Raw genomic sequence first — 26,476 nt, forward strand, 5'->3', positions numbered from 1 at the left:
AAGCTAAAGTGTAGCTATGAGGGTGCAGTTGCATTAGCTTGTGTATTTATTTGGCTACCTTTATCGGGTAAATTCTATACTTGAAATGTCAACAGACCCTAATGTTAGGAAAAATATGAAACATTTTCTCTGTGTTGGGTTACTGTTAATTACTGGTTGTGCAAGTACAGGAGTCATCCCTATTGGTACTGATTCTTATTTTATTGGCAAAAAAGATGGCTCACCTGGGCTAGGAGTATCTTTAAAAAATAAAGCTTCTGTATATAGAGAAGCTAATGACTTCTGTAAAAAAGACAATCAAACGATGATAATTCTGGACGAAAAAACGATACCCGCTATTCCTGCAAGACCAGGTTCTACTGAATTAAAATTTAGATGCCAAAAAAGCTAAGTTTAATATTTAGTAAAAGTTAAATTTAATGAAATATTAAAAATGAAATTAATTTTACGGTAAATATGGGTATTTTCTCAGCTGAATATTGACTATCTGTATGTAACTTTCAAATACTTAATCTCTACTTTTCAACTGAATCTGAATACTTGTCGTTACCGAATTTCTGAATTATCAAATAACGATGAGATTTGGTATAACTTAAATAAAAATATACATTTTAATGAGTTGAGGAATGAAAGGGTCAAATATTAAGAATATGGATAATTGGGCAAAGCTCGAAATGAATATCTGGCTTTGATTCAAAAGCAATTATTCAATTTACTCTTAACTAAAAAAGTAAAAGAACTAGCAGCTAAATTTAAAATCAATGAATCAACTGAAGTTTCAATCCAGATCAGCATAGCCACCGCCCCCTAAATTTTGTAGAATACTCCTTTTATCCCATGGTGCTTTTCAATGACTGCTTGGACTGCTCACGTTACGGTTGCAACTGTTGTCGAAAAAGACGGAAAATTTCTGTTTGTTGAAGAACATACGGAAGGTGTAACACACACCGTGTTCAATCAGCCTGCGGGACATGTCGAATGTGGCGAAACCATCATTGAGGCTGCCATTCGCGAAACCATGGAAGAAACTGGGCATGATGTCGAAATCGAATCATTGCTTGGCATCTATACCTATACTCCTCCAATGTTTCCTGACCGTACTTACTATCGTTTTTGCTTTCTGGCGCGTGATGTTCAATATCATCCGGATGCCAAGCTCGATACAGGTATTATTGGTGCAGTCTGGATGACCTTGGATGAGTTAAAAGAATCTGCACGAGCACGTAGTCCTTTAGTGATTAAAGCCGTGGAAGATGCTTTATCTGGTCAAAAATACCCTTTATCGCTCATTTACGAGCACCAAAATTCTCCCTTAATTTCAACTTTGGATGCTTAATCCTATGCAACAACGTGTCATCGTCGGTATGTCTGGTGGTGTAGATTCTTCTGTTTCTGCAGCGCTTCTTCTTCAACAAGGATATCAGGTTGAAGGACTTTTCATGAAAAACTGGGAAGAAGATGACGGCACGGAATATTGCACGGCAATGGAAGACCTTGCCGATGCGCAAGCCGTTTGCGACAAAATTGGCATCAAATTGCATACCGCCAACTTTGCCATGGAATATTGGGATCGTGTATTCGAGCACTTCTTGGCTGAATATGCGGCCGGTCGTACCCCAAACCCGGATATTTTGTGTAATAAAGAAATCAAATTCCGCGCTTTCATCGACCATGCCATGAACTTGGGTGCAGACTTTATTGCCACCGGTCATTATTGCCGTCGTGGTGAAACCCTGACCAACTCGCGCGGTGAAGAATACGCGCCTTTATTACGTGGCTTTGACCAAAACAAGGATCAAACTTATTTCTTGCACGCGGTACATGGTCGTGAAATTAATAAGACTTTGTTCCCTGTGGGTGAAATTGAAAAACCGGAAGTGCGTCGTATTGCTGAAGAGCTGGGTCTTGCAACTGCCAAGAAAAAAGATTCAACCGGCATTTGCTTTATTGGCGAACGTCGTTTTAATGACTTCTTGAAACAGTATTTGCCTGCCCAAGCAGGAAAAATTTACCTAGATACAGGTAAAGAGGTTGGTGAACATCACGGCTTAATGTACTATACGCTCGGTCAACGTGGCGGCATCGGCTTGGGTGGTCTTAAAGGTGAATCTGAGGGTGCATGGTTTGTTCTTTATAAAGATATTGAAAACAACCGCCTCGTCATTGGTCAGGGTCATGAACATCCACTGATGCAAAGTACTATACTTTGGAGTGAAGCGATTGACTGGGTAACGGGTGAGCAAGAGATTCCAGAGACGGGTTTCCGTTGTACTGCGAAAACGCGTTATCGCCAACCCGATCAAGACTGTGTGATTTATAAAGATACCGATATGCCAAATGGCGTACGTGTTGAATTTGACGAACCGCAACGTGCGGTGACTCCAGGACAAAGTGTAGTGTTCTACGCAGATGAAGTTTGTTTAGGTGGCGGTGTGATTCATCATACCAATGCGCCAAAACCTGATTTTATTTAAAAGGAAGCGATAGGCATGGCTGAGTTACCCTTTCAACAGCCTCAAACTTTGAATATACGCCAAAACCGTGCTTTGGCGTTGGCAGCTGTGTTTCAATCGACACAGCTGACCCATATGACCGCCATGTCGGGACAGCAGAGTATTGGTGAAAGCGGCAGTTTCTATTTAGAACAACTCATCAAAGCCAGCCTGAATATCCGCCCTACCGCCAATGAATCCTGCCAGACCTTAGATTTTTTTAATCAGCTTGCCGACATTTCCCTCGGTTTAAAAACCTTAGAAAATAGCATTAACCAACCGTTTAACACCTCCCCCAAATCCCGTTTACCCAAGCTCTCTAGCGCCAAGTTACCGATGAGCTATGCTATGACCCTGTTACAGTTAGAGAAAAAAGTCTATAGCAATCCAAAATTCGTTGAAATTATTGAAAAATCACAACAAAAAATATTAAAGCAACTTTCATTTTTTGATAATAATTATCTGCATCCCAGCATTATTGCCAACCTTGCCCAAACCTATATTGAAACTGCGGGACAAATTAATCCGCGCATTATGGTCAAAGGCAATGCTCAGGCGTTTAAAGATACTTCCCATACCAATCGTATTCGTGCTTCCCTGTTTACTGGCCTGCAACTGGCGCACTTATGGCGTCAAATGGGCGGCAGTTCATGGGGTATGATTTTCAGTAAGCGTAAGCTGCTCCAAGATATTCAAGATCTTGCCCGTTTACAGTATCAGGTGGTTTAACTGATGCTGTGCAGGCTTTGTTTTACGTTTAATTCCAATGTTTAAGGAATCGCTATGAACGCTTTAACCGCACTTTCTCCATTAGATGGACGCTACGCGAGCAAATGTGATGCTCTCCGTCCTTTCCTCTCTGAGTTTGGTTTAATCCATGCTCGTGTGACTGTTGAAGTGCGCTGGTTACAAGCGCTTGCAAACCGTCCTGAAATCACTGAAGTTCCAGCTTTTTCAGCAGCAACCAATGCTGCTCTAGATGCAATTGTGACTGATTTCTCTGAAGATGATGCAAACCGCATTAAAGAAATTGAACGTACCACCAACCACGATGTAAAAGCGGTTGAATACTTTCTTAAAGAAAAAATTGCCCACATTGATGAATTGAAAGATGCGGGTGAATTCATTCACTTTGCATGTACTTCTGAAGACATCAACAACTTGTCTCACGCCCTGATGTTAAAAAATGGTCGTGAGGTTCTGGTTGCTTCAATGCAAAGCATCATCGATGCAATTGCAGCTTTGGCTGAAACGCATGCTGAACAACCAATGTTGTCTCGTACGCATGGTCAAACTGCAAGCCCAACCACTTTGGGTAAAGAAATGGCAAATGTGGCTTACCGCCTTGCACGCCAAATCAAACAATTTAACAATGTTGAATTGCTGGGTAAAATCAATGGCGCTGTAGGTAACTACAATGCACATTATTCAGCATATCCGGACATTAACTGGCCTGCTCATTCACAAGCTTTTGTTGAATCTTTAGGTTTAGCGTTCAACCCGTACACCACTCAAATTGAACCACATGATTACATGGCGGAACTTTTTGATGCGCTTCGTCGTTTCAATACTATCTTGATCGACTTTAACCGTGACGTTTGGGGTTATATCTCTTTAGGTTTCTTCAAACAACGTTTGAAAGAAGGTGAAGTGGGTTCTTCAACTATGCCACACAAAGTTAACCCGATTGACTTCGAAAACTCTGAAGGTAACTTAGGTCTTGCCAATGCTGTATTGGCTCACTTGGGTGAAAAACTTCCAGTATCTCGCTGGCAACGTGACTTAACTGACTCTACTGTTCTTCGTAACATGGGTGTTGGTTTTGCGCAAAGCTTGATCGCTTTTGAAGCTTGCTCTAAAGGTATTGGCAAATTAGAGCTTAACGCTGCACGTATTGCTGAAGATTTAGACCATGCTCAGGAAGTACTGGCTGAACCGATTCAAACGGTTATGCGTCGTTATAACGTAGAAAAACCATACGAAAAATTAAAAGCCCTGACTCGTGGTCAAGCAATGACTCGCGAAATGATGGTGAACTTCGTAAATGGTAATGAACTTGAAGCTGTTCCTGCTGCGGATCGTGCACGTCTTGCGACAATGACACCTGCAACTTATACAGGTAATGCAGCTGAGCAAGCCAAACAAATTAAAGATTTAATTGCTAAAATCTAATTAAATTTCAGTCAGAAAAAGCGAAGCTTCGGCTTCGCTTTTTTATTATAATTCCAATACTTTATAGTCGAAAACCATAAGATGATTGAATACCAGCTCACCTTGAAACACTGGCTTGGTTTAGGTTTTTTAACCCTTGCCATTGTGATTGCAAGTATTCAACCGCTCGAATTATTCTCTTATGTGCTGCATCAGGTCGGTACAGCATTTATGCTGATAGTCCTGTTGATTTGTTTAAAAAAAATCGGGCTGACTTATTTCAGTTTTGCTTTATATCTCTTGTTTTTACTGATTCATATTATCGGTGCGCATTATCTTTATTCTTATGTGCCCTATAATGAGTGGCTGATTCAGCTGTTCAATTTTGATTTAAATCAGTCTATGGGCTGGACACGGAATATGTACGATCGTCTGGTGCATATTGCTTTTGGCTTGTTGCTTTATCCTTTTTTCTATCGCCTGTTTCAAGTTTGGCTGCCGACATTGAAACCGAGCGTACTTTTTCTATTGGTCATTCAATTTGTCATCACCTCAAGTCTTCTCTATGAATGGATTGAATGGTGGATTGCCATTGGTTTATCCCCTGAGGAAGCAGAAAACTATAATGGCCAGCAAGGTGATATTTGGGATGCGCATAAAGATATTTTACTGGCAACAATAGGTGCAATGATTACCGGTATTCTCTGTTTAATCAAAGTATCAAAACACAAATATTGAATAAATAGTGAAGCTTTTAGATTGCCTTTTTTTATTGCTGAATCGAGGTGGGTTCAATCCATTTCAGAATTTTAGATTCACCCAGATTCTTATTTTTAAACTTGTCAGAGTACTCAAAACAAATATGCTCCCCCTTCTGTTTACGTACTAGATATTCTTCAAACCTTAAATGGCGATTATATTTTGAACCATCAAACTGAATCGCGATCCGTTCAAAATGATCACGTTTGACTGAATAGGTTTTATAAAATTGCACTTTTCCACAAGCCTGATAAATATCTACCGGTTTTTGAGCATATGAATGAAAGCCGATACCCACCATTACACAACCCGGCATAGCCAACAACATGGGAGCACTTGCCTTCCAATCTTGAGGCTCTACATGCGGAACAATATACATGATTGCCAGCATCGGCAGCACCCCAGTCAGAATAAACCCAAAAACAAGAAGGAAAATTGTCATTATCACTATATATATTATTGATATTTAAGTTTTTATAGTAACACCAATTTTATTCTGAATATCTAAGAATAAAAAAACGTGCCGAGGCACGTTTTAAAAAATCACTTAGCAAACGAATTAAAGCTTAGGATCACGCAGTTGAATAACATTAGCACTTGCTTTTGCCAAAGTTTCCATTACCTTATTCACCACTGCAGGCACCAAACCATCTGCCATTTGTGCTGCCTGCAAGCCCAGCTTTTCACCCAGCGTCGGTTTACGGCGAGTATCAATCACATACACATCATGCTGTGCCAATAAGCCCAACAGATATTCATCTGAAGTTTGCAGTTTGTCGACCAGGTTTAATTCAAGCGCATCTTTTCCATACCAATGTTCACCAGTTGCGACTTTTTCAACATTCAGCTGTGGACGGTATTTTTCAACAAAGTGCTTAAACAACTCATGGGTTTGCTGCAACTCTTCTTCGAATTTGGCTTTACCTTCAGCCGTATTTTCGCCAAACATGGTCACAGTACGTTTAAACTCACCTGCGGTATAAAGCTCGAAATCGATATGCTTTTCTTTCAATAAACGGTTGAAGTTGGGCACTTGCGCAACCACACCAATTGAACCGACCACTGCAAACGGCGCAGAAACAATTTCGTTGGCAATACAGGCCATCATATAACCGCCGCTGGCTGCGACTTTATCGACACAGATGGTCAGGTTAAAACCGGCATCACGCAGACGTACCAGTTGTGCAGCTGCTAGACCATAGCCATGCACCATACCACCCGGGCTTTCCAGGCGAACAATCACACGGTCACGCCCTGCTTTTGCCGTTGCCAAAATAAGCGTGATTTCTTCACGTAAACTTTCTACCGCAGATGCAGCGGTATCGCCCTTAAAATCGAGTATATAAATTTTTTGATTATTCTTTTTGCGTAAACGCGCTTCCTTCGAAAGCTGTTGAGTGAGCTGCAACAGTTCAAATTTAGATGAGGTGGTTTGCGCTATTTTTTTTCGTTGTTCATTAATACGCGCATTTAAATGACTGATACGAATTTCAGCCGGCAATTTTGGGGTATGAAATAACATAAAAAATGATTTCTCTAATTGTATGTGCTGTTGTCTTTAACATGAGGTCAAAACATTGAAAATTCAATATGAATTTTATTAATCATCCAATTACAGAGATGTTTTCCTTTTAAGTACTTGCGGCATTGAGTTATTTTCTCAGCATAAAAACACATGTCTAAAGAGCATAATCGGATAAAAAATAAAGCTTAAATGATTGCTAGCTGAACACGTTGCATTCCGTTTTTAGAGAAAAATATTTGATAAAAAATTGATGATTAAATAAAAAAAGAGCCTTTCGGCTCTTTTTCACTACCCTTATTTCATTAACCAAAACGACCGGTAATATAAGCTTCTGTCAATTGATGATCTGGCTGGGTAAAGACTTTTTCAGTGGCATTCACTTCAATCAAGTCACCTAAGTGAAAGTATGCGGTACGGTCAGAAACACGCGCAGCCTGTTGCATCGAATGCGTCACAATGGCAATGGTGTATTGGGTTGAAAGCTCTGAAATCAGTTCTTCAATTTTCGCCGTAGCAATTGGATCCAGTGCTGAACATGGTTCATCCATCAAAATCACTTCCGGACTCACCGCAATAGTACGTGCAATACATAAACGCTGTTGCTGACCACCGGAAAGCCCAGTTCCCGGCTGGTTTAGACGGTCTTTTACTTCGTCCCAAAGACCGGCTTTATGCAGGCTATTTTCAACAATTTCTTCAAGATCATATTTGTCACGCGCCAAACCGTGAAGTTTTGGACCATACGCCACATTGTCAAAAATTGATTTCGGGAAAGGATTGGGTTTCTGGAACACCATCCCGACTTGTGCACGCAGCAATACCACATCTAAATTTGGATCATAGATATCCTGATTATCCAGCATCACTTTACCGGTTACCCGACACGAATCAATGGTGTCATTCATTCGGTTTAAAGTACGCAGGAAAGTGGATTTACCACAACCGGATGGACCAATAAAAGCAATCACTTCATTTTCATAGATATTGATATCAATACCTTTAATCGCTTCTGCTTGACCATAGTACACATGGACATCTGAAGTGCTTATTTTCACATTGGCGGGTTCATTTTCTTTTTTAGCCGAAGGACTGGTATCAAATTGAGAAACAAATGAAGTACCTTGAGATTTTTTATCTACTTCGAGTGAGGTAAATTGTTTCTGATCTTGATTCACGGTTTGATCCTGTTCTAAGGAATTTGTTTTTGACATCGCTGTTACAGTATTCATATATTGCCCTCTCTTACCAGCGCACTTCAAATTTCTTGCGTAACCAGATTGCCAGACTATTTAAGCCCACCATCAGTGCAAGTAAGACAATAATGGCTGCAGCGGTACGTCCTTCAAAAAAGTTACGTAATTCATTACCCTGCCATAAGAAAATTTGTACCGGTAATGCAGTGGATTGATCGAGTGGCGAAGCTGGAACACTCGCCACAAAGGCACTCATCCCAATCAGTAGCAGCGGAGCTGTTTCACCTAGGGCCTGTGCCACACCAATAATCGCACCGGTTAAGATCCCCGGTATCGCAAGTGGTAATACATGGTGAAATACCGTTTGTACTCGAGAAGCACCCAAACCCAATGCCGCCTGACGAATGGAGGGTGGTACAGCTTTAAGCGATGCACGCGTGGTAATAATCACGGTTGGAAGTGTCATCAGACTGAGTACCAGACCACCGACCAAAGGCGCAGAAATCGGTAAATGCATCCAGCCAATAAAAATGGCAGCACCAAGTAAGCCAAAGACAATCGACGGTACAGCTGCCAGGTTATTAATATTGACTTCAACAATATCGGTAATGAAGTTTTTAGGTGCAAACTCTTCCAGATAAATGGCTGATGCCACGCCAATTGGAATCGAGATAAAAATCACGATCAGCATCATGAACAACGAGCCCATGATTGCACCGGCTAAACCAGACGTTGCTGGTGAACTGCGCGAGTCTGGATTGGTGAAAATATGAGTATTAAAGCTATTTTCAAGCACACCTTTGGCTTTTAAATCATCAGCAAGTTGACGTACTTCCGGGCTTAATTGTTGCTGATCATCCGGTAATGAACGATCAATATTCCCTGCCAGCCAGACATCGACATTAGCATCGGCCAAAATATTTAAATCTTTCTTCTGACCAATCAAGGCTGGATCTGCGAGTACCAGATCACGTAAGCGGTATGTTTCTGAACTGGTATACAGGCTTCCGATCTCATCACGTTTTGACGCAATAGTTGGGTCTTTTGCAATTAATCCATTCACGATTAAAGCATCCCAGTCGACCATCCCCATTTCAGTTTGCCAGGCGATAAAGCGCTCTTGAAAATGGGCAGGAGATTCGCCTGCTTTTTGAGTTGGCTTCGCACCAGCATTAATAATCGTCGGGTCAAAATAGACTGGAACATTCATACTGGTTTGCCAAAATGCCGGCAAGCCCTTTGTCAGAATACTTCCGAATAGCAGGACCACAAAGAACAGACCGGTAATGACTGCAGAAAAGCCGAATATGCGAAACATTTTTTCTTTGCGATGACGCTTGGCTAAGGTATTACGAATCCTTTGTTTGCGTTTTTCACGTAATTCAGCCGCAACGCGTGGATCAAGTGGCTGATCCATGGAAGATGTATTCGAAGTGCTCATTCGTATTGCTCGCGATATTTACGCACGATAAACAGTGCAACGATGTTCAAACCTAAAGTAATCACAAACAAGGTTAAACCCAATGCAAATGCCACCAATGCTTGTGGGCTGGCAAAGTCGGTATCACCTGTAAGTTGATTGACGATAGTAATGGTCACGGTTGAAATCGCTTCTAGCGGATTGGCATGCAGTAACGGACTGTTCCCTGCGGCCAGAACCACGATCATGGTTTCACCAATTGCACGAGATGCTGCCAGTAAAAATGCGCCAATAATGCCCGGCAAGGCTGCAGGCAACACTACCTGTCGAATGGTTTCTGACTTGGTCGCACCGAGTCCTAAAGAGCCATCACGTAACGAGCGAGGCACCTGGGTAATAATGTCATCTGATAGTGAAGATACAAACGGGATAATCATAATCCCCATTACGAAACCTGCAGTTAAGGCACTGGTGGCATTAATTTCTAGCCCAACACTTGCTCCAAGCATTTTAAAAAATGGGCCAATAATCATCAGTGCAAAAACACCGTAAACGATGGTCGGAATGCCGGCTAAAACTTCAATTGCCGGTTTTGCCCAAGAGCGAAAGCCAGAGGATGCGTATTCAGCCAAATAGATTGCAATCATTAAACCGACGGGTACTGCGACCAATAAAGCGATACCGCTGACCATCAGCGTACCCCAAAGCAACGGCAACAGACCATAACTTCCTTCAGCATTTCCTGAGGTACTAAAACCCGGATTCCATTCAGTTCCGAAGAAGAAATCGAGTGGACTGACGAAGTGAAAGAAACGCATAGCTTCGCTAAACATCGACATCACAATACCAATGGTGGTTAAAATAGCCACACCAGAACATAAAGCTAAAGCGACATTAATGGTTTTTTCGACCTGATTACGTGCGCGAAATTGTTGAGCGACACGTTTTTTTGCCAAAACCAGCCCCGCTAAAGCGGCACAGATTACCACTGCCAATTTAGCGAAAGAACTAATGGTTTCAATTCTGGATAACTGTTGTGCTGCTGCAATTTCATAGGCTGCGGCTTGGTCACTGACCCCAAAACCAGAGGCAATGGCCTGAACACGGTCAATCACCACCTCCATGCCAGATCGATCTAATGTTGCTGCAATATTTGCAGGTACATTATCCAAAATCACATGTCGTAAAATATTCGGTTCAACAATGTTCCAAACCAGTAAAATTAAAAAAGCTGGGATACCGCACCATAAAGCCACCAACGCGCCGTAATATCCGGGACGTGAATGCAACTTTGCAGAGTTATTTCCCTTACCTGCCAGGCGACGGCTTTTAGATAACCCGATTTGGTAGGCTCCGGCAATTAATGCCAATAACACACCTAAGAGGAGCAGATTCATTTATTCTCCGGCATTTTTTCAATTTTCAGGCTTTGAAAAAACTTTGTCTTTGCAAAAAAGCTGATGCTAGAAATGATCTACCACCAGCTCATTTATCCTAGTTACTTCACCGCTTTACCGGATTTTAAATCTGCCAGTACTTTTGCGCGTTCTTTATCCGACATTGAAATCAGACCGGCTTTTTCCAGCTTGGAACCTTTACCTGACACTTTCTTATTTAGGAAGTATTCAGAATATTGCTGTAAACCTTTGATTGATTTAAGGTGCTCACCTTTCACGTAGAAGAACAATGGACGTGAAACGGGGTAAGAACCATTCAGGATGGTTTTTTCTGATGGCACAACATTGTTTACTGTCGCTACACGTAATTTGTCACGGTTTTGATCATAGAAACCCAGACCAAATACACCTACCGCACTTGGCGAAGTTTTTAAACGTGCCAGTGTTTCAGTATAGTCTCCTGCAATTTCAATCACTTTTCCATCTTTACGGAAATTCGAGCATACTTTTTTCTGTGTATCTTTATCTAAATTTTTGAAATATGCGTAAGATTCACAACCGGCTTCAACCATTTTTTCCTGGAACACTTCACGTGTGCCGTGGTTGGAAGCTGGAATCACCAAGGTAATGGGTTCATTTGGAAGTGATTTGTCAATCTGGTTCCAGCGTGTATAGGGGTTTGCAACCAGTTTGCCATTCGAAGGCAATTCTGCTGCAAGCGCTGCAAATACATGTTGGGGACGTAATTTATAAGACGCTTTCTTTGAGTTAGACGCAAATACAATACCATCATAACCTACTTTAATTTCAATCACTTGATTCACGCCTGCTTTTTTACATGCAGCTAATTCAGAATCTTTAATTTTGCGAGATGCATTGGCGATGTCGATGGTATTGTCACCCACGCCTTGACAGAATTGCTTCAAACCGCCCGATGTACCACCAGAACCCACAACCGGTGTTTTAAACTGCGGAAAAGTATGACCAAATTCTTCTGCTACAATACTTGCATATGGTAAAACAGTTGAAGAACCAGCAATCTGGATGGTGTCACGAGCTGCATTTGCTGTTGTTGCTACAGCTGCCCCTGAAACTGCTAAAGCAAGTGCGATGTGATTTAAGCGCATTCTTTTCTCTCTTTATTAGATGCAATTTTGAAGTACGCTACTTTTCATAAAGTATTGTACTTATTTCGATCATTGCATTTTGATTTTATAATATGACAAAGAAGTTACAGGAAGATGACGATTTGATGATGCATGATTTTAACCACAGCTCTCATCCATTGAGTTTAGTACACCTTAAAAATGATCATTTTGTAAGAAACTTCTTCTTACCTATTTTTTATAAAATAAAAAACGATTAGATCAGCAATATTCTGTTAATTTAAAGAGCAATAACTTTTATCTATTCAATATTTTTCAATCACTTAGATGATCTTCATCACCTCTTTAATTTTCTCTTTTGTTACTTGGTTTTCTCGCCTCTTTTGCTTATGTTTCAGGTCAACAAAATTCGCATTGAATGACACAACCATTGCGATCTAACGTATCAAGATCCTGTTAAAACTATAAAATTCATTTTTTCATTAAGAAACAATGAATTAATGTAAAAAGGATTCAAAAATGTTAAAACAAATAAGTTTCATCTTTTTCGCCAATCTCATTGTAACAACCCAATCCGTATTTGCAGTAGAAGGCGGTATTGGTCGTCCTATTACTGGCATGCAAGTCCAACCTTTAAACGGTTTACTGCCCACTAAAGAAGGCGGTGTCTTGACCTTATCTAGTATTTATTATGACGGTAATTTTGAACGTTCCCGTAGCATACCTATTGTTGGCACATTAACGGCTGGCTTGAACTATGACGTGTCTTATAATTTTCTTAACAGTATTTTTGTTTGGAACACTCACGAAAAGTGGAGTCTTGCCACCACTGTGGGTGTGCCCTTGCAATACACAAAAATTCAAACCTATCTGAATAACTTTGAATATCAAGAAAGTTCGACCAAATTTGGTGATGTGATGTTTTCACCATTAATGGTCAACTACCATTTAAACCCGATTATGCATGCCTTATTCGGGGTTTCTATTTATGCGCCTACTGGCAGTTATGAGGTAAATAAACTGAGTAATGCTGGTCAAAACACCTGGACCTTCGTACCCAACTTAGCTTTCACCACGATATAACCGCGCATGAATGCCGAGATTAGCACCAATATGGCCTATGAGTTTTACACCGAAAATGACAAAACCGACTACACCAATGGCGATATCTTTCGCTTAGACCTATTGGGCCTGAAACGTTTTGGTGAACTAGGTGGAGACGGTTTAGGTCTTGGTGCTGTTTTTGGCTGGATTGAACAAACCACCGATGATGAAGGACAACTAGCAGACCGGCTCAATGGTTTCAAAGGACGCTCCTTAGGGATCGGGCCAATCATGACTTACGATAAAAAACTGAGTAAGACCTCAGCCATTTCAGCATCCTTACGTGGCATCCATGAATTTGATGTCGAAAATCGCCCTGAGGGTGAAGCTTACCAATTGGCGATTAACTTCCAATACTAAAGCGAAGTGCACTATTGGGCGAATGATAACGACAATAGTGCAAAAGATTTTGATGCACGTCTGATTAGCCCCTTTATTTTCCCAAAATAAAAGGTGATTCGACTTGGAGAAATAACTTTATGAAAATTCTAAATACAATACCACTGGTACTCTTGATTTCAGGTTCAACTTTGGCAGTTGCTGCGCCCATTCCCGTGACTGTAGACAACTTTGTCCGTGCCGAGTCAGATTTATATTTCCAAAATTTAAGTAAATTACCAGGTGGTTTCGGGGGGCTGAATCACACACGTGAGCCCTCTCCCGTGGAGAAGCAAAATGTTATTCGATTAAATCGTGATACGCTGTATTCGTCTGGTATTTTTGACCTAAAAGCAGGCCCTGTCACGATTACCCTCCCGAATACAGGCAAACGCTTTATCTCAATGCAAGTGATTAACCAAGATCACTACACTCCAATGGTCAACTACAAGCCCGGACAATACACCCTGACTGAAAAAAATGTGGGTACACGTTATGTCGCTGTCGCGATTCGTACCTTTGTAGATCCCACAAATCCGAAAGATTTAAAAGACGCACACAAGGTACAAGATCAACTTAAAGTCTCTCAACCCGGCGGTCCTGGCAAACTGGAACTGCCTGAATGGGATATGGCAAGTCAAAAGAAAATCCGTGATAGCTTGATTGTCTTGAACGACAGCCTTCCAGATACCAACTTTATGTTCGGTAAGAAAGAAGATATCCAACCGGTTCGCCATTTAATTGGTTCTGCAGCGGCTTGGGGGGGCAACCCACAAAAGGATGCAACTTATCTTAATGTCTATCCTACAAAAAATGATGGTAAGACGGTTTACAGCATGACTATACCTAAAAACGTACCGGTAAATGGGTTCTGGTCAATTTCCGTGTATAACAAAGACGGCTATTTTGAGAAAAATGAGCTGAATAGCTACACCTTGAACAATATGACTGCGAAAGCCAGCAGTGATGGTAGTTATAACATTCAATTTGGAGACTGCAATAAGTCTTCTGTGAATTGCATACCAATTACCAATGGCTGGAACTATATGGTTCGCCTATATCAACCACAGCAAGCAATTTTAGATGGCAGTTGGAAATTCCCTGTGGCACAACCGAAATAATTCTTTAAGGGAAGCTTCGACTTCCCTTTTTTCATCTTTTTGATAGGACGATATAACATGATCAAACACAAAATGCTCATGTGTGCCATGCTTGGCATCAGTCTAGGTATGAGCCCTGCCATATTTGCAAAACTTACTGAAGCCGAAGCTGTGGCATTGGTCAAAAAAGCCTATATTTTTGGTTACCCTGTGGTAGACAGTTACCGTATCCAATATTCTTATTTTGTTAATCAAAACAACCCAGAATATAAAGGTGCGTGGAACGAACTGCATAATGTTGCACGCGTGTTTACCCCAAAAGATGTCGCCATCCAAACCCCAAACTCAGACACGCCTTACAGCTTTGTAGGTGCAGATTTACGCACAGAGCCTTTAGTGCTGAGTGTGCCTAAAATTGATGACAAGCGTTACTATTCCATTCAATTTATTGATATGTATACACATAACTTTGCTTATGTCGGCAGCCGTGCCACGGGCAATGAAGCGGGACATTTCTTATTGGTCGGGCCAGCCTGGAAAGGAACAAAACCCGCCAATATTAAACAGGTGATTCGCTCGGAAAGTGATTTGGCTTTCTTGCTGTATCGCACACAATTGTTCTCTGACAAAGACATTGAAAATGTCAAAAAAATTCAAAGCCAGTATAAAGTGACACCACTCTCGCAATTCCAAGGAACGAAAGTCCCTAAAGCTGCACCTAAAATCAACTTCTTAACGCCACTCACTGTAGAGCAACAAAAAACCTCACCTGAATTTTTCAATGTACTGAACTTTGCTTTGCAATATGCCAATGTGCATCCTTCTGAAAAAGCGATGCTGAAAGAGTTTGAGCAAATTGGGATTAAACCAGGTCAAAAGTTTGAACTGAGTAAATTAGATCCTGTGATCCAAGCAGCCATTCCTAAAGGCATGGAAAAAGCCTGGCAAGACGCCTTAGCATATAAAGCATCTGAAGTAGATACAGGTGAAATTTCTGCTGCTGATGGCTTTGGTACTCGAAAATTTCTACAAGGGCGTTATCTGGATCGTATGCTGTCAGCTGCGTATGGCATTTATGGCAACAGCAAAGAAGAAGCGCTTTACCCTGCTTATTTTGTTGATGCTGGAGGTAAACCACTCGATGGTAATAACAAATATCAGTTGACCTTCCCCAAGGGTCAATTACCACCCGTAAAGTCCTTCTGGTCGCTCACCATGTACAAATTGCCTGAAAGTTTACTCTATGACAATGAACTGAATCGCTATTTAATTAATTCATCCATAACCAATCAATTAGTAAAAAATAAAGATGGTTCTGTAACCTTATATCTACAAAATGCCACGCCTGATGCCAAATTAAAAGCCAATTGGTTACCTGCCCCTAAAGGTCCTTTTATCAGTATTATGCGTCTGTATTGGCCTGAACAGGCTGCCTTAAATGGCTCCTGGAAAGAACCGAAACTGATAAAAGTGAATCCTTAATGTTTTGTGGTAAACCTTCAGATTTACCCTTCCAAGTTCTGATTTTTGCAATCACTTGGGCAAATCTTTGAAATTTACAACCACATCTCCCGCCAATTAAATCACTTGAAAGGCGACATGGATGTCGGCTTTAGACAAAGGTTATAAGCATGTACCTTTTGCCTAACCAAGGATTTTGGTATACCTTGCGGAATATATTCCTCACCCTTGAAAAGTAAGGCACTCCCTACACAATGATATTTTTTTCTAATGAATTTAATTGCGGTTGTGCAAGCTTACTTTCTAATTGATATAAAAAAGGAGACCCATTGGTCTCCTCCTTTCACACATACAATCAATTAATCAATTGCAGGTGTATAGGTACCATCCGCGATTGAACCTTTGATACGATCAGCTTCTGCAAGCACAAGGCCAAGCAGATTCTTCACGTTGTCTAAAGTCGCTACCGGGCTTAAAGTCGTCATCTTCAAGGATTGAACATCACCTACTTTCGTTACCCCAATATTCGCTTCACCACGCGCAAATAATTCATCTGCAACGTTCTGGTTCAGTGTATCCAGTAATTCTGTTGGATAACCTTCAGGAATCACACGAAACAATACAGAAGCAAATTGTGGATCAACCAGCATCTCTAAACCAGCAGTCGCCTTGATGTAGTCAGCCACTTCACGAGTCAACTTCACACCATGGTCGATCATCGAACCGTAAAGCTCTTCACCAAGTGCCTCAACCGTCATCCACAATTTCAACGCATCAAAACGACGGGTTGTTTGTAAGGATTTAGACACCAAGTTTGGAACGCCATGTTCTTCATCATAAGCAGAGTTTAAGTACTCAGCTTCATAATGCATGAAACGGTAGTTCGCTTCATCTTTCAACAAGAATGCGCCACAAGAAATGGTTTGGAAGTAATGCTTATGAAAATCAAGCGTCACTGAATCAGACAACTCAATACCATCAAGCATTGAACGGAACTCATTCGAAAGAATCAGTGCACCGCCCCATGCTGCATCAATATGCATCCACGCGCCATACTTGTTGGTAATGTCACGAATCGCTTTTAATGGATCGATCGCACCAGCATCCGTTGTACCTGCGGTCGCAACCACACATGCAACGATTTTGCCATCAGCCTGTAGTTGCGCCATGGTTTGCTCGAGAGCGACAACATCCATCTGTGCATTTTTGTTCACTGGAACGGTTACTACTGACTGGAAGCCCATGCCCATCATCGCCATGTTCTTTTGCACAGAGAAGTGTGCATTTTCAGAACAGATGACTTTGACGTTACGCATCGCATCCGCAGGGATACCGTCACGCTGAACAGACCACGGATTGCCGTTTTCGTCTTTCCAGTTTTTCGAGATGCAGGCATCACGTGCCAGCAAAACACCCATCAAGTTCGATTGCGTACCGCCAGAGGTGAATACACCTGCCTGACCTGTACCATAACCGACTTTTTGACGTAGCCAGTCAATAAGTTGTACTTCCATCAACGAACCTGCAGGGCTTTGATCCCATGAGTCCATTGACTGGTTGGTTGCATTAATTAAAACTTCAGCAATTTGGCTCACTACCATGGTTGGGCAATGTAAATGTGCTAAAGAATGGGGATGGTGTACTTTTAGGCTCTTGTTTAAAAAAAGCTCAACCATACGCTCAAGCGATTTATGCACGCCCAAGCCTTGTTTAGTGGCATTAAAAGAAATCGCACTGCGCAAATCTTTAATGCTGCCACCCGTGTACATTTTGTCGTTATGCAACCATGCTGCTACAGCTTTTGTAGCCTCACCCATTGCTGACTCATAGTCAGCAATAGATTGAGCATCATTGCAGAGTAACGCTTTACGGTGTTCTGCAAAATCTACCATGTATTATGCGCCTCGAGTAGCAATAAGCGCTTCAGCAATTGCTTTCTTAAAGCGGGCAATCGCTTCAACACATTCGTCATGCGTGATGATGAGTGGGCAAAGTAAACGAATCACTGTACCGTTACGACCACCTTTCTCTAACAAAAGTTTGTTGTCGAAACATGCTGCCTGAATTGCAGCAGCCAATTGAGAATCACCAGGTAATGAACCCATGTGATCTGCTTCTTGGCGTTCATCTACAATTTCAACACCAATCATCAAACCACGACCACGTACGTTACCGATACATGGAAATTCTACAGCCAATTTCTTCAATTCAGCTTGTAAAAAATCACCACGCTCTTGCGCGTTTTTAGCCAAGTTCTGTTCTTTAATGGTTTTGATTGTTGCAAGACCCGTACCCATTGCCAATTGGTTACCACGGAAAGTTCCTGTGTGACCAGCAGGCTGCCAAGCATCAAACTTACGTTTAATCCCAAGCACCGCAAGCGGTAAGCTACCACCCACTGCTTTAGACATCACCACAACATCAGGCTCGATCCCTGCATGTTCAAAGGCAAACATTTTGCCTGAACGGGCAAAACCAGCTTGAACTTCATCAAGAATAAGCACGATATTGTGTTTTTCAGTCACTTCACGGATTTTTTTCAACCATTTGGTTGGCGCGGTAACCACACCACCTTCACCTTGAATTGCTTCAAGAATCACGGCTGCAGGTTTGGTTACACCACTTTCTACATCTTCAATGAAGTTTTCGAAGAAGTAAGTTAAAGCATCTACACCTGCTTCACCGCCAAGACCCAATGGGCAACGGTATTCATGCGGATATGGCATAAACTGTACGCCTGGCATTAAGCCATTCACCGAATTTTTAGCAGATAAGTTACCCGTCATGGCTAAAGCGCCATGTGTCATTCCATGATAGCCACCGGAGAAGCTGATCACGGTACTACGACCTGTATAAGTCTTCGCTAATTTAATTGCTGCTTCTGTACCATCTGCACCAGACGGACCACAGAACTGTAGACAATACTCTTCCTTACCACCCGGTAATTGCTCAAGTAATGCTTCAGTAAATGCATCTTTTAAAGGCGTTGTTAAATCTAAAGTATGTAATGGCAAACCACTTGCTAAAGTGTCTTGAATACTTTGGATGACCGCAGGGTGATTATGGCCTAAAGCCAATGTCCCTGCCCCAGCTAAACAATCGAGGTACTCTGTACCTTCAACATCAGTAACCCAGCAGCCTAAGGCTTTTGCTATCGCTAACGGCAATTTACGTGGATAGCTACGAACATTGGATTCCATCTGGCTTTGGCGAGTCAAATAGTATTCGTTAGTAGACTTAGTGGCAGGATTTACAGAAGAAACGCTCATATCGAATTACCATCTCTGATATGGGTTGAAAGAAATAAGTCGGGTGACTTGCGGTCCTTTGACTCGGTGCTTTATAGTTCTAGCTAGACTTTAATTTATTTGTCATAACTAGAGGGCGGATGATACCGAATTTTTCTGAAAAATAAACAACTTTCGGTATTTTATCTGCCCTATTTTATCGAAAAAAATATCAAGCTAATCTATAGCTTGAATTATCATCTTACATTGTGACAGCGTAAAGAAAACCTCATTTTCTTATGCTTTTTTTGATAAAGTCGTGTAATAAAGTAAAACTACTTGCAAATTAATTTATAAGTGTATAATTTTTCTTTAATTTTATAATTAAAAATGAATAGGTTTTTTTAAGCTTATTTTTACAATCCCACCACAAACTCTACTAAAATTCACCATAAACACCGTTTAATATCACTCAGATAGATTCAAATTTTACTTACAAAAATAGGCTAAAAAAATGCGTTACTTAACTCTATCTACTCTGGTTTTAGCTTCTGCTTTCAGTGCATCTGCCTTTGCTCAACAAAATGAACAACTTAATTACAATGTCATCAATATACAAGCAGAAGCAGCACGCCAAGTGTCGAATGATGAAATGCATGCTGTTTTATACATTGAAAAAAGCAACAAACAACCGGCTGAACTTGCATCACAAATCACGCAATTAATGAATCAAGCTATGGCTTTAGCAAAGAAATATCCACAAGTTAAAGTAGAAACAGGCTCTCAAACTACCTATCCCGTTTATGACAATGACAGCCGTAAATTAAAAGAATGGCGTGGTCGTGCCGAAATCCAGATTGAAAGTACTGACTTTAAAGCGGCCAGCCAACTGATTGGTGAATTGCAACAAAATTTCCAGACCGAGTCGATTAACTTTAGCGTTTCAGATGCGCAACGTAAAAAAGTTGAAAATGAGCTGATGGTTGAAGCTTCAAAAAACTTCCAGCAACGTGCACAAATGCTGAGCCAGTCATGGAATAAATCGGGTTATAACTTGGTAAATCTTAATTTGAATACCAGCAGTCAATATCCACAACCAGTTATGATGCGTGCCAATATGGCGAAATTCTCCGGGGCTGAAGCTGTCGACGCTCAAAATGTAGCAGCGGGTGAATCTAAAATTACCGTGAATGCCAATGGTGCGATTCAGTTTAAATAAATTATTTATGCTAAACAGATAAGAACCGTACCTTATGTACGGTTTTTTATAAGCAGAATATCGCCTTTGCAACGTAATCACACGATTTAAGTACAATGTCGCGTTTCAATTAATCAATAAAATTATTACATTAGCCATCCTGTCTTTGTATGTCGCTCCTGCCGCCATGTCCCTCGAAAGTCTAAATCTTGAATTGTTTAACCTATTAAATGTGCCTGAACACGCTTCTGCTTTAATGCAGCACTTTTCCACTTTTATTGCCCACGACCTGGTTTATCTCATGGTCGCTATTTTTGCGCTGCTGTGGTTACGCGGTAACAATCTTACTAAAACCCTTCTGGTCAAAGCTTTTATTTTTACCGTTATCGCACTCTCGATCAGTGAAATAGCATCTTATATTTTAAATACACCACGTCCTTTCGTACTGCATGTCGGCCAGACTTTAATTGAGCATGATGCCACAGGTTCATTTCCAAGTAATCACATGACGATTTTTAGCAGTATTGCCTTTGCCTATTATTTTTCGGTGCGACGAGATATTGGCAAAGTCCTGCTAGCCGTTGCATGGCTGGTGGCATGGTCACGTATCTATGTCGGTGTGCATTTCCCGATTGATATGGTCGGCGGATTTATCATTGCACTTGTTGTAAATTTAATCGGTTTACCCCTTTGGTTTAAATATTCAGAACAATTGATGTCTTGGATTTTATATCTGCATCACTTCTTATTTAAGCCGCTCATTAGCAAAAATATTATTAGATAATTCAAAATACATAAAAAATCCCGCTCTTAAGCGGGATTTTTTATTACGAAAATCTTTTAGTAAATCGCCATATGATTACGATGAATCATTTCCAGCGAACGTGCTTCACCTAAAACCTGATGCACTTTATCTGAAGATAAACCTTTCACAATTTCAGCTGAACGCGAACTAAAGTTGACCCGACCAACAGCAACACGGCCACCATGTGTATCGACACATTCAACCACATCACCACGATCAAAGTGCCCTTCCACCGCTTTTACCCCAACAGGCAATAAACTGCGGTGGTTTTCTTTAATCGCCTTCACAGCACCATCATCCAGGACTAAACGACCAGCCGTTTGCAGATGTGCAGCCAACCATTGCTGATGTGCAGTGATACGGTCATTATCGGTAATAAACAATGTTCCGAGCAATTCACCAGACATGAGGCGGGCAAGCACATTGTCACTTTCACCACTGGCAATCAGCGTTGGACAACCTGATTTCGCCGCCAAGCGTGCCGCACGAACTTTGGTCAACATACCGCCACGACCAAACTTTCCGCCGCCACCTGCCATATCAAACAGGCTTTCATCTAAAGCACGAACCGTATGGAACAGTTTTGCATTTGGATTAGAACGCGGGTCAGAATCAAACATACCTTGTTGATCGGTGAGGATGATCAACAAATCTGCATGGACTTGACCTGCCACCATAGCAGCCAAGGTATCGTTATCACCAAAACGGATTTCATCAGTCGACACCGTGTCATTTTCATTAATCACAGGTATCACATGCCAGTCAATCAAATGCTGCAAAGCATCACAAGAGTTTAAATAGCGACGACGGTCTGCCAGGTCATCATGAGTCAATAAAACCTGCGCCGTTTGAATGGAATGCTTTTCCAACACACTCGACCAAGTTTGAATGAGGCCCATTTGACCAATAGCAGCACACGCCTGAAGACTCGGTAAATCAGTGGGTCGATTCGACAATTTCATCCGAACCATCCCTTCAGCCACAGCACCTGAAGACACCAGAATAATCTCGTGTCCTGCATTGTATAGATCTGCAATTTGTTTCGCCCAATGCGAAATTGCATCCAAATCTAAACCTTGCCCATTTGCTGTGAGTAAAGATGATCCGATTTTAACAACGATTCGTTTACAACCCTTGAGCTGACGTTGCCCATCTACCACTTCTATCATCTTGTCCTCAGTACTCTATCCCAAGAGCTTAACGTACGTAAAACACTTCCACATCGTTATCGTCGTCTTCATCATCTTCATCGTCTTCTTCAGCCAATAGACCAGCAAGACGTTGTTGACGACGCATTTCACGATAAGCTTCTTTCGCTGCAATGGTCTGTTCACGTGTTTCAGCTTCAAGCTGATCACGGAATGCTTTCATTTCTGCTGCGTATTCTGGATCTTCAACTTCGCGTTCACGTTGTTGTTCAATTTGATCCATCAGGTAATAAACAACTTCTTTGGTTCCTTCCGACATCAAGCCAGAAGTCTGGAATACCGGACCTTCCCACTGCATTTCTTCCAGAAGATGTTTACACCATTCTTCTTTAGTGTCCGGGTCAAGTTGGTCAACTTTATTCAGCACGAGTACAACTGGCAATTTTGCCAAAGTTGGAGAGAAGTTCTTCAACTCTTGTAAAATTGCATTGGCATTATGAATAGGATCTGAACCATCAATCGGTTGAACATCTACAATGTGCAACAAAATACGGGTACGTGCCAAATGTTTAAGGAAACGAATACCCAGACCCGCACCTTCCGACGCACCTTCGATTAATCCTGGAATATCTGCCATGACGAATGAACGGTGGCTATCTGCATCGACCACACCCAGGTTTGGAACCATTGTGGTAAATGGATAATCTGCAACTTTTGGTTTTGCTGCTGATACTGCACGAATAAATGTAGATTTACCTGCATTTGGCATACCCAGCAAACCAATATCCGCAAGAACTTTAAGCTCTAAACGAATTTCACGGTATTCACCTTTGGTACCCGTTGTGCACTTACGTGGCGAGCGATTTGTAGATGATTTGAAGTGAGTATTACCCAAACCACCTTCACCGCCTGCTGCCACCAATACACGCTGACCATCAGTGACCAAGTCGCCGATGATATCGCCTGATTCTGTATCAACAATTGTTGTTCCTACTGGAACTTTTAATACAGTGTCTTCACCGCCACGGCCTGCGCAGTTTGCACCACGACCGTTTTTAGCACGCTCTGCACGGAATCGACGTGTATAACGATAATCTACAAGAGTGGTGGTGTCGTTTCCGGCTTCAACATAAATGTTACCGCCACGACCACCATCACCACCATCTGGACCACCAAATGGTACAAATTTTTCACGGCGAAAACTGGCTACGCCATTGCCACCGTCGCCAGCCTCTACGGTAATGACTGCTTCATCAACAAAGCGCATATTGCCAATCCTCTAAATACTTTAAAACCGCATATTCTGCCATATTTTACAAAATTTCTCGAATAGTATTATTCAGCATTACATGATTTTTAGTATTGTTAAGATGAATTTGGCTTGAACTGGGCGGATATTATCTGGCTAAGTTCAATTATTCACTTAGAAAGTTAAAAGGAACCATCTACTTAGCCAGGAAAAACTGCTTTCAGGTTGAATTCCAGTTACTTTATTTTTTAATCATTCAAATAAACTTTAATCTAAAATTGATACTCATAGATTTCAAAAAAATTAATAAAAATAATAGTGGGATATGTCCAGTTAAATTATTCCCCTAAATGTATTTCTGCTACTTCTAAGTTTTCGTTTTTAGATTTTTTGAAAATTCATTCTCTGGACTTATCTCAATAAATAATTCCTTTTAAATAAACATCCTGTCATTTAAATATCACATGAGACACTTAAAATATTCATTGCTATTATTGAGCAACACGTTGTTTATTTTCTAAAATTTCAGGTAAATTTCGTTCAATCCAGCCAATCAGTAATGTCATTTTTTCAGCGGCTTGAGCACCCAGAATAGTCAGCTGATATTCCACTTTAGGTGGCACCACCGGATAAACTGTACGAATCAGAAAGCCATCTTTCTCCAGTACCTTTAAGGTTTGAGCCAGCATTTTTTCACTCACCCCTTCTATGCGCTGCTTTAACTCGCTAAAACGATGTACACCTTCACTTAAACAGCGTAAAACCAGCACAGACCATTTAGTGGTTAAGTGTTCCAATATTTCACGTGAAGGACATTCATTGGATAAAACCTGTCCAAGTAAATGGCTCGTTGCATAATTTGTCATGACATTGTCTCGATATTCTTTTTACTTACTAATTTTAATTTACTTACTGTTTGTAAGCTAACAGATTAATATTTCATCAGCAAGTTCTGTTATTACTCTATATTGAATCCAGTAAAATCTGTGTTAAATAAAAAATAGACATAAAAAAAGAGCTTCAAATGAAGCTCTTTTTGACTACTTTACAAATTATGCATTTGTTTCAGCAGGAACTTTTGGATAGCTTACGCCACACATTTGTTCAGCGATACGCAATACCTGGCAGCTATAGCCCACTTCGTTATCGTACCAAACATATGCTGTTAGGCGAGTACCTGAAGTGATTGTTGCTTGCGCATCAAATACACCTGCAGTACGTGAACCGATAAAGTCACTCGATACAACTTCAGTAGAATTTGTATAACCGATTTGACCTTGAAGGCTTGAGTTGATTGAGATTTGACGAATGTATTCGTTCACTTCTTCACGATCAACTTCTTTCTCAAGGGTTAAGTTAAGAATAGCAAGTGATACGTTTGGAGTAGGAACACGTACAGAGTTACCAGTCAACTTACCTTTAAGCGCAGGAAGTGCTTTAGCAACCGCTTTCGCAGCACCAGTTTCAGTAATCACCATATTCAAAGTCGCAGCACGACCACGGCGATCTGCCTTGTGGTAGTTATCGATCAAGTTTTGGTCATTTGTGAATGAGTGAACAGTTTCAACGTGCCCATTAAGCACTTTGTATTTGTCATCTAACACTTTCAACACTGGTGTAATTGCATTTGTTGTGCAGCTCGCAGCAGAAATGATTTTGTCTTCATCTAAAATGTCTGTATGGTTTACGCCATACACCACATTTTTCATTTCGCCTTTACTTGGAGCAGTCAATACCACACGAGCAACGCCTGGGCATTTCAAGTGTTCAGCAAGACCTTCAGCATCACGCCATTTACCTGTGTTATCAATCACTAAAGCATTATTGATACCAAAAGCAGTGTAATCCACTTCGCTTGGGCTTGAAGCGTAAATCACTTTAATGAAGTTACCGTTGGCAATGATTGCTTCGTTTTCTTCATCTACAGAAATTGTGCCTGCAAATGGACCGTGAATTGAGTCACGACGAAGTAAAGAGGCACGTTTTTCCAAATCACCGTCAGATGATTTACGAACAACGATTGCTTTAAGGCTTAAACCGCGACCAAGACCTGATTGACCAATGATCAAACGTGCAAGGATACGACCAATACGACCGAAACCGTAAAGAACGACATCTTTAGGTTCAACAGTTGCAGGATTGCCTTCTAAAGATTTAACGGCATCAGCAACAAATGCATCGATGTCGCCGCCTTTTTCTTTAAATTCAACAGCCAATTTACCTAGATCGATTTCAGCAGAACCAATTTTCTCAACTTTAGCTAATGCTTCCAAGATTGGAAAAGTGTTAACCACAGAAAGTTCAACATCCATCACCCGGGTACGACGGTGTGCTTTTAAAATCTGGATAACTGAACGGTTAACTAAAGAACGACCAAATACAGAAGTCACGATATTTTTTTCACGATACAACTGACCAATTAAGGCAATCATATGTTCCGCGATTTCTTCACGGTTTTTCCAGCGACCTTGGTGATCTGCATGTAGGGCGATGATAGTCTCTTTGCTCACAGATACGTCCTCTAATTAATTGTATATCTAGGCATAAATTTCAAAACCCGACAATTGTAAAGGAATTATCGGGAAGTTTGAATCAAAAGCTGCTTCTGACCCGCATATTTTGCTATATATTCATTATAAATAGGCAAAATAGTTGTAATTATTAGGGTCTGTTGACATTTGTTGCTTAAAAAAATAGCGAGGTAGTAAAATTAAATCGCCAAACCCAATTTTACTCTCGCTATGCCTCGTACAATGCTGAATA

The 26,476-nt window shown here is 41.1% G+C and carries 22 protein-coding genes and 2 pseudogenes; 12 read left to right on the top strand and 12 right to left on the bottom strand.

The window, feature by feature from the left end:
* The 7 genes and pseudogenes from ACU0NF_RS11400 to ACU0NF_RS11430 all read left to right on the top strand — a co-directional run.
* A pseudogene (locus tag ACU0NF_RS11400) lies at positions 1-84 on the top strand (IS5/IS1182 family transposase); the annotation flags it as partial.
* 31 nt (positions 85-115) lie between these two features.
* On the top strand, positions 116-391 hold the full coding sequence (locus ACU0NF_RS11405; protein WP_445661191.1) for a hypothetical protein: 276 nt from the start codon (positions 116-118) through the stop codon (positions 389-391).
* A 459-nt stretch (positions 392-850) separates the two neighbouring features.
* Positions 851-1,336 carry an NUDIX hydrolase gene (locus ACU0NF_RS11410; RefSeq protein ID WP_445661192.1) on the top strand — a complete coding sequence of 162 codons (486 nt, stop codon included), beginning with the start codon at positions 851-853 and terminating at the stop codon, positions 1,334-1,336.
* Between the two features lie 4 nt (positions 1,337-1,340).
* A complete protein-coding gene (mnmA, locus tag ACU0NF_RS11415; RefSeq protein ID WP_445661193.1) occupies positions 1,341-2,474 on the top strand; it encodes a tRNA 2-thiouridine(34) synthase MnmA in 1,134 nt (377 codons plus the stop codon).
* A 15-nt stretch (positions 2,475-2,489) separates the two neighbouring features.
* The gene (gene hflD / locus ACU0NF_RS11420) at positions 2,490-3,221 is read left to right on the top strand and encodes a high frequency lysogenization protein HflD (protein ID WP_131268900.1); all 732 of its coding nucleotides are present in this window, start codon (positions 2,490-2,492) and stop codon (positions 3,219-3,221) included.
* Positions 3,222-3,275: 54 nt separating this feature from the next.
* Complete coding sequence (purB, locus tag ACU0NF_RS11425; protein WP_131315614.1) at positions 3,276-4,664, top strand: adenylosuccinate lyase; 1,389 nt, start codon at positions 3,276-3,278, stop codon at positions 4,662-4,664.
* A gap of 81 nt (positions 4,665-4,745) precedes the next feature.
* Positions 4,746-5,381, top strand: coding sequence for a DUF2238 domain-containing protein (locus tag ACU0NF_RS11430; RefSeq protein WP_445661194.1), 636 nt, complete (start codon positions 4,746-4,748; stop codon positions 5,379-5,381).
* Between the two features lie 31 nt (positions 5,382-5,412).
* Here the strand turns inward: ACU0NF_RS11430 and ACU0NF_RS11435 are convergent, their stop codons facing one another.
* The 6 genes from ACU0NF_RS11435 to ACU0NF_RS11460 form a co-directional block, all read right to left on the bottom strand.
* The gene (locus ACU0NF_RS11435; protein WP_445661195.1) at positions 5,413-5,793 is read right to left on the bottom strand and encodes a hypothetical protein; all 381 of its coding nucleotides are present in this window, start codon (positions 5,791-5,793) and stop codon (positions 5,413-5,415) included.
* A 168-nt stretch (positions 5,794-5,961) separates the two neighbouring features.
* Positions 5,962-6,924 carry a protease SohB gene (gene sohB, locus ACU0NF_RS11440; protein ID WP_445661196.1) on the bottom strand — a complete coding sequence of 321 codons (963 nt, stop codon included), beginning with the start codon at positions 6,922-6,924 and terminating at the stop codon, positions 5,962-5,964.
* 305 nt (positions 6,925-7,229) lie between these two features.
* A complete protein-coding gene (gene pstB / locus ACU0NF_RS11445) occupies positions 7,230-8,156 on the bottom strand; it encodes a phosphate ABC transporter ATP-binding protein PstB (RefSeq protein ID WP_445661197.1) in 927 nt (308 codons plus the stop codon).
* Positions 8,157-8,169: 13 nt separating this feature from the next.
* Positions 8,170-9,561 (bottom strand): phosphate ABC transporter permease PstA, encoded by a 1,392-nt coding sequence (gene pstA, locus ACU0NF_RS11450; protein WP_445661198.1) that lies wholly within the window; start codon positions 9,559-9,561, stop codon positions 8,170-8,172.
* Positions 9,558-10,937, bottom strand: a complete 1,380-nt coding sequence (pstC, locus tag ACU0NF_RS11455) for a phosphate ABC transporter permease subunit PstC (protein WP_445661199.1) — start codon at positions 10,935-10,937, stop codon at positions 9,558-9,560. Before pstC ends, pstA begins: the two co-directional genes overlap by 4 nt.
* Before the next feature lie 101 nt (positions 10,938-11,038).
* Positions 11,039-12,064, bottom strand: a complete 1,026-nt coding sequence (locus ACU0NF_RS11460; protein ID WP_445661200.1) for a substrate-binding domain-containing protein — start codon at positions 12,062-12,064, stop codon at positions 11,039-11,041.
* A gap of 597 nt (positions 12,065-12,661) precedes the next feature.
* Here ACU0NF_RS11460 and ACU0NF_RS11465 point away from each other — a divergent pair.
* From ACU0NF_RS11465 to ACU0NF_RS11475, 3 genes and pseudogenes are all read left to right on the top strand, one after another.
* Positions 12,662-13,507: pseudogene (locus tag ACU0NF_RS11465) on the top strand (SphA family protein).
* 119 nt (positions 13,508-13,626) lie between these two features.
* On the top strand, positions 13,627-14,646 hold the full coding sequence (locus ACU0NF_RS11470; protein WP_445661201.1) for a DUF1254 domain-containing protein: 1,020 nt from the start codon (positions 13,627-13,629) through the stop codon (positions 14,644-14,646).
* A 57-nt stretch (positions 14,647-14,703) separates the two neighbouring features.
* Positions 14,704-16,107 (top strand): DUF1254 domain-containing protein, encoded by a 1,404-nt coding sequence (locus ACU0NF_RS11475; protein ID WP_445661202.1) that lies wholly within the window; start codon positions 14,704-14,706, stop codon positions 16,105-16,107.
* Between the two features lie 338 nt (positions 16,108-16,445).
* Here the strand turns inward: ACU0NF_RS11475 and ACU0NF_RS11480 are convergent, their stop codons facing one another.
* Together ACU0NF_RS11480 and ACU0NF_RS11485 are read right to left on the bottom strand one after the other, a co-directional pair.
* Entirely contained in the window at positions 16,446-17,978 is a 1,533-nt protein-coding gene (locus ACU0NF_RS11480; protein WP_445661203.1) for a pyridoxal phosphate-dependent decarboxylase family protein, read from the bottom strand.
* Between the two features lie 3 nt (positions 17,979-17,981).
* Positions 17,982-19,355 (bottom strand): diaminobutyrate--2-oxoglutarate transaminase, encoded by a 1,374-nt coding sequence (locus tag ACU0NF_RS11485; protein ID WP_370983473.1) that lies wholly within the window; start codon positions 19,353-19,355, stop codon positions 17,982-17,984.
* A 472-nt stretch (positions 19,356-19,827) separates the two neighbouring features.
* Here ACU0NF_RS11485 and ACU0NF_RS11490 point away from each other — a divergent pair, with 472 nt between their 5' ends.
* Both ACU0NF_RS11490 and ACU0NF_RS11495 read left to right on the top strand, forming a co-directional pair.
* Positions 19,828-20,532, top strand: coding sequence for an SIMPL domain-containing protein (locus ACU0NF_RS11490; protein WP_370983474.1), 705 nt, complete (start codon positions 19,828-19,830; stop codon positions 20,530-20,532).
* Positions 20,533-20,698: 166 nt separating this feature from the next.
* Positions 20,699-21,295 (top strand): undecaprenyl-diphosphatase, encoded by a 597-nt coding sequence (locus tag ACU0NF_RS11495; RefSeq protein ID WP_370983475.1) that lies wholly within the window; start codon positions 20,699-20,701, stop codon positions 21,293-21,295.
* Positions 21,296-21,351: 56 nt separating this feature from the next.
* Here the strand turns inward: ACU0NF_RS11495 and proB are convergent, their stop codons facing one another.
* The 4 genes from proB to ACU0NF_RS11515 all read right to left on the bottom strand — a co-directional run bounded on the left by proB (position 21,352) and on the right by ACU0NF_RS11515 (position 26,223).
* A complete protein-coding gene (gene proB / locus ACU0NF_RS11500) occupies positions 21,352-22,485 on the bottom strand; it encodes a glutamate 5-kinase (protein WP_445661204.1) in 1,134 nt (377 codons plus the stop codon).
* 28 nt (positions 22,486-22,513) lie between these two features.
* A complete protein-coding gene (gene cgtA / locus ACU0NF_RS11505; protein WP_445661205.1) occupies positions 22,514-23,731 on the bottom strand; it encodes an Obg family GTPase CgtA in 1,218 nt (405 codons plus the stop codon).
* Between the two features lie 473 nt (positions 23,732-24,204).
* Complete coding sequence (locus tag ACU0NF_RS11510; RefSeq protein ID WP_445661206.1) at positions 24,205-24,579, bottom strand: winged helix-turn-helix transcriptional regulator; 375 nt, start codon at positions 24,577-24,579, stop codon at positions 24,205-24,207.
* A 186-nt stretch (positions 24,580-24,765) separates the two neighbouring features.
* Positions 24,766-26,223, bottom strand: a complete 1,458-nt coding sequence (locus ACU0NF_RS11515) for a glyceraldehyde-3-phosphate dehydrogenase (RefSeq protein ID WP_131315645.1) — start codon at positions 26,221-26,223, stop codon at positions 24,766-24,768.
* Between the last annotated feature and the right edge of the window lie 253 nt (positions 26,224-26,476).

This window comes from Acinetobacter sp. F16 (assembly GCF_052712855.1).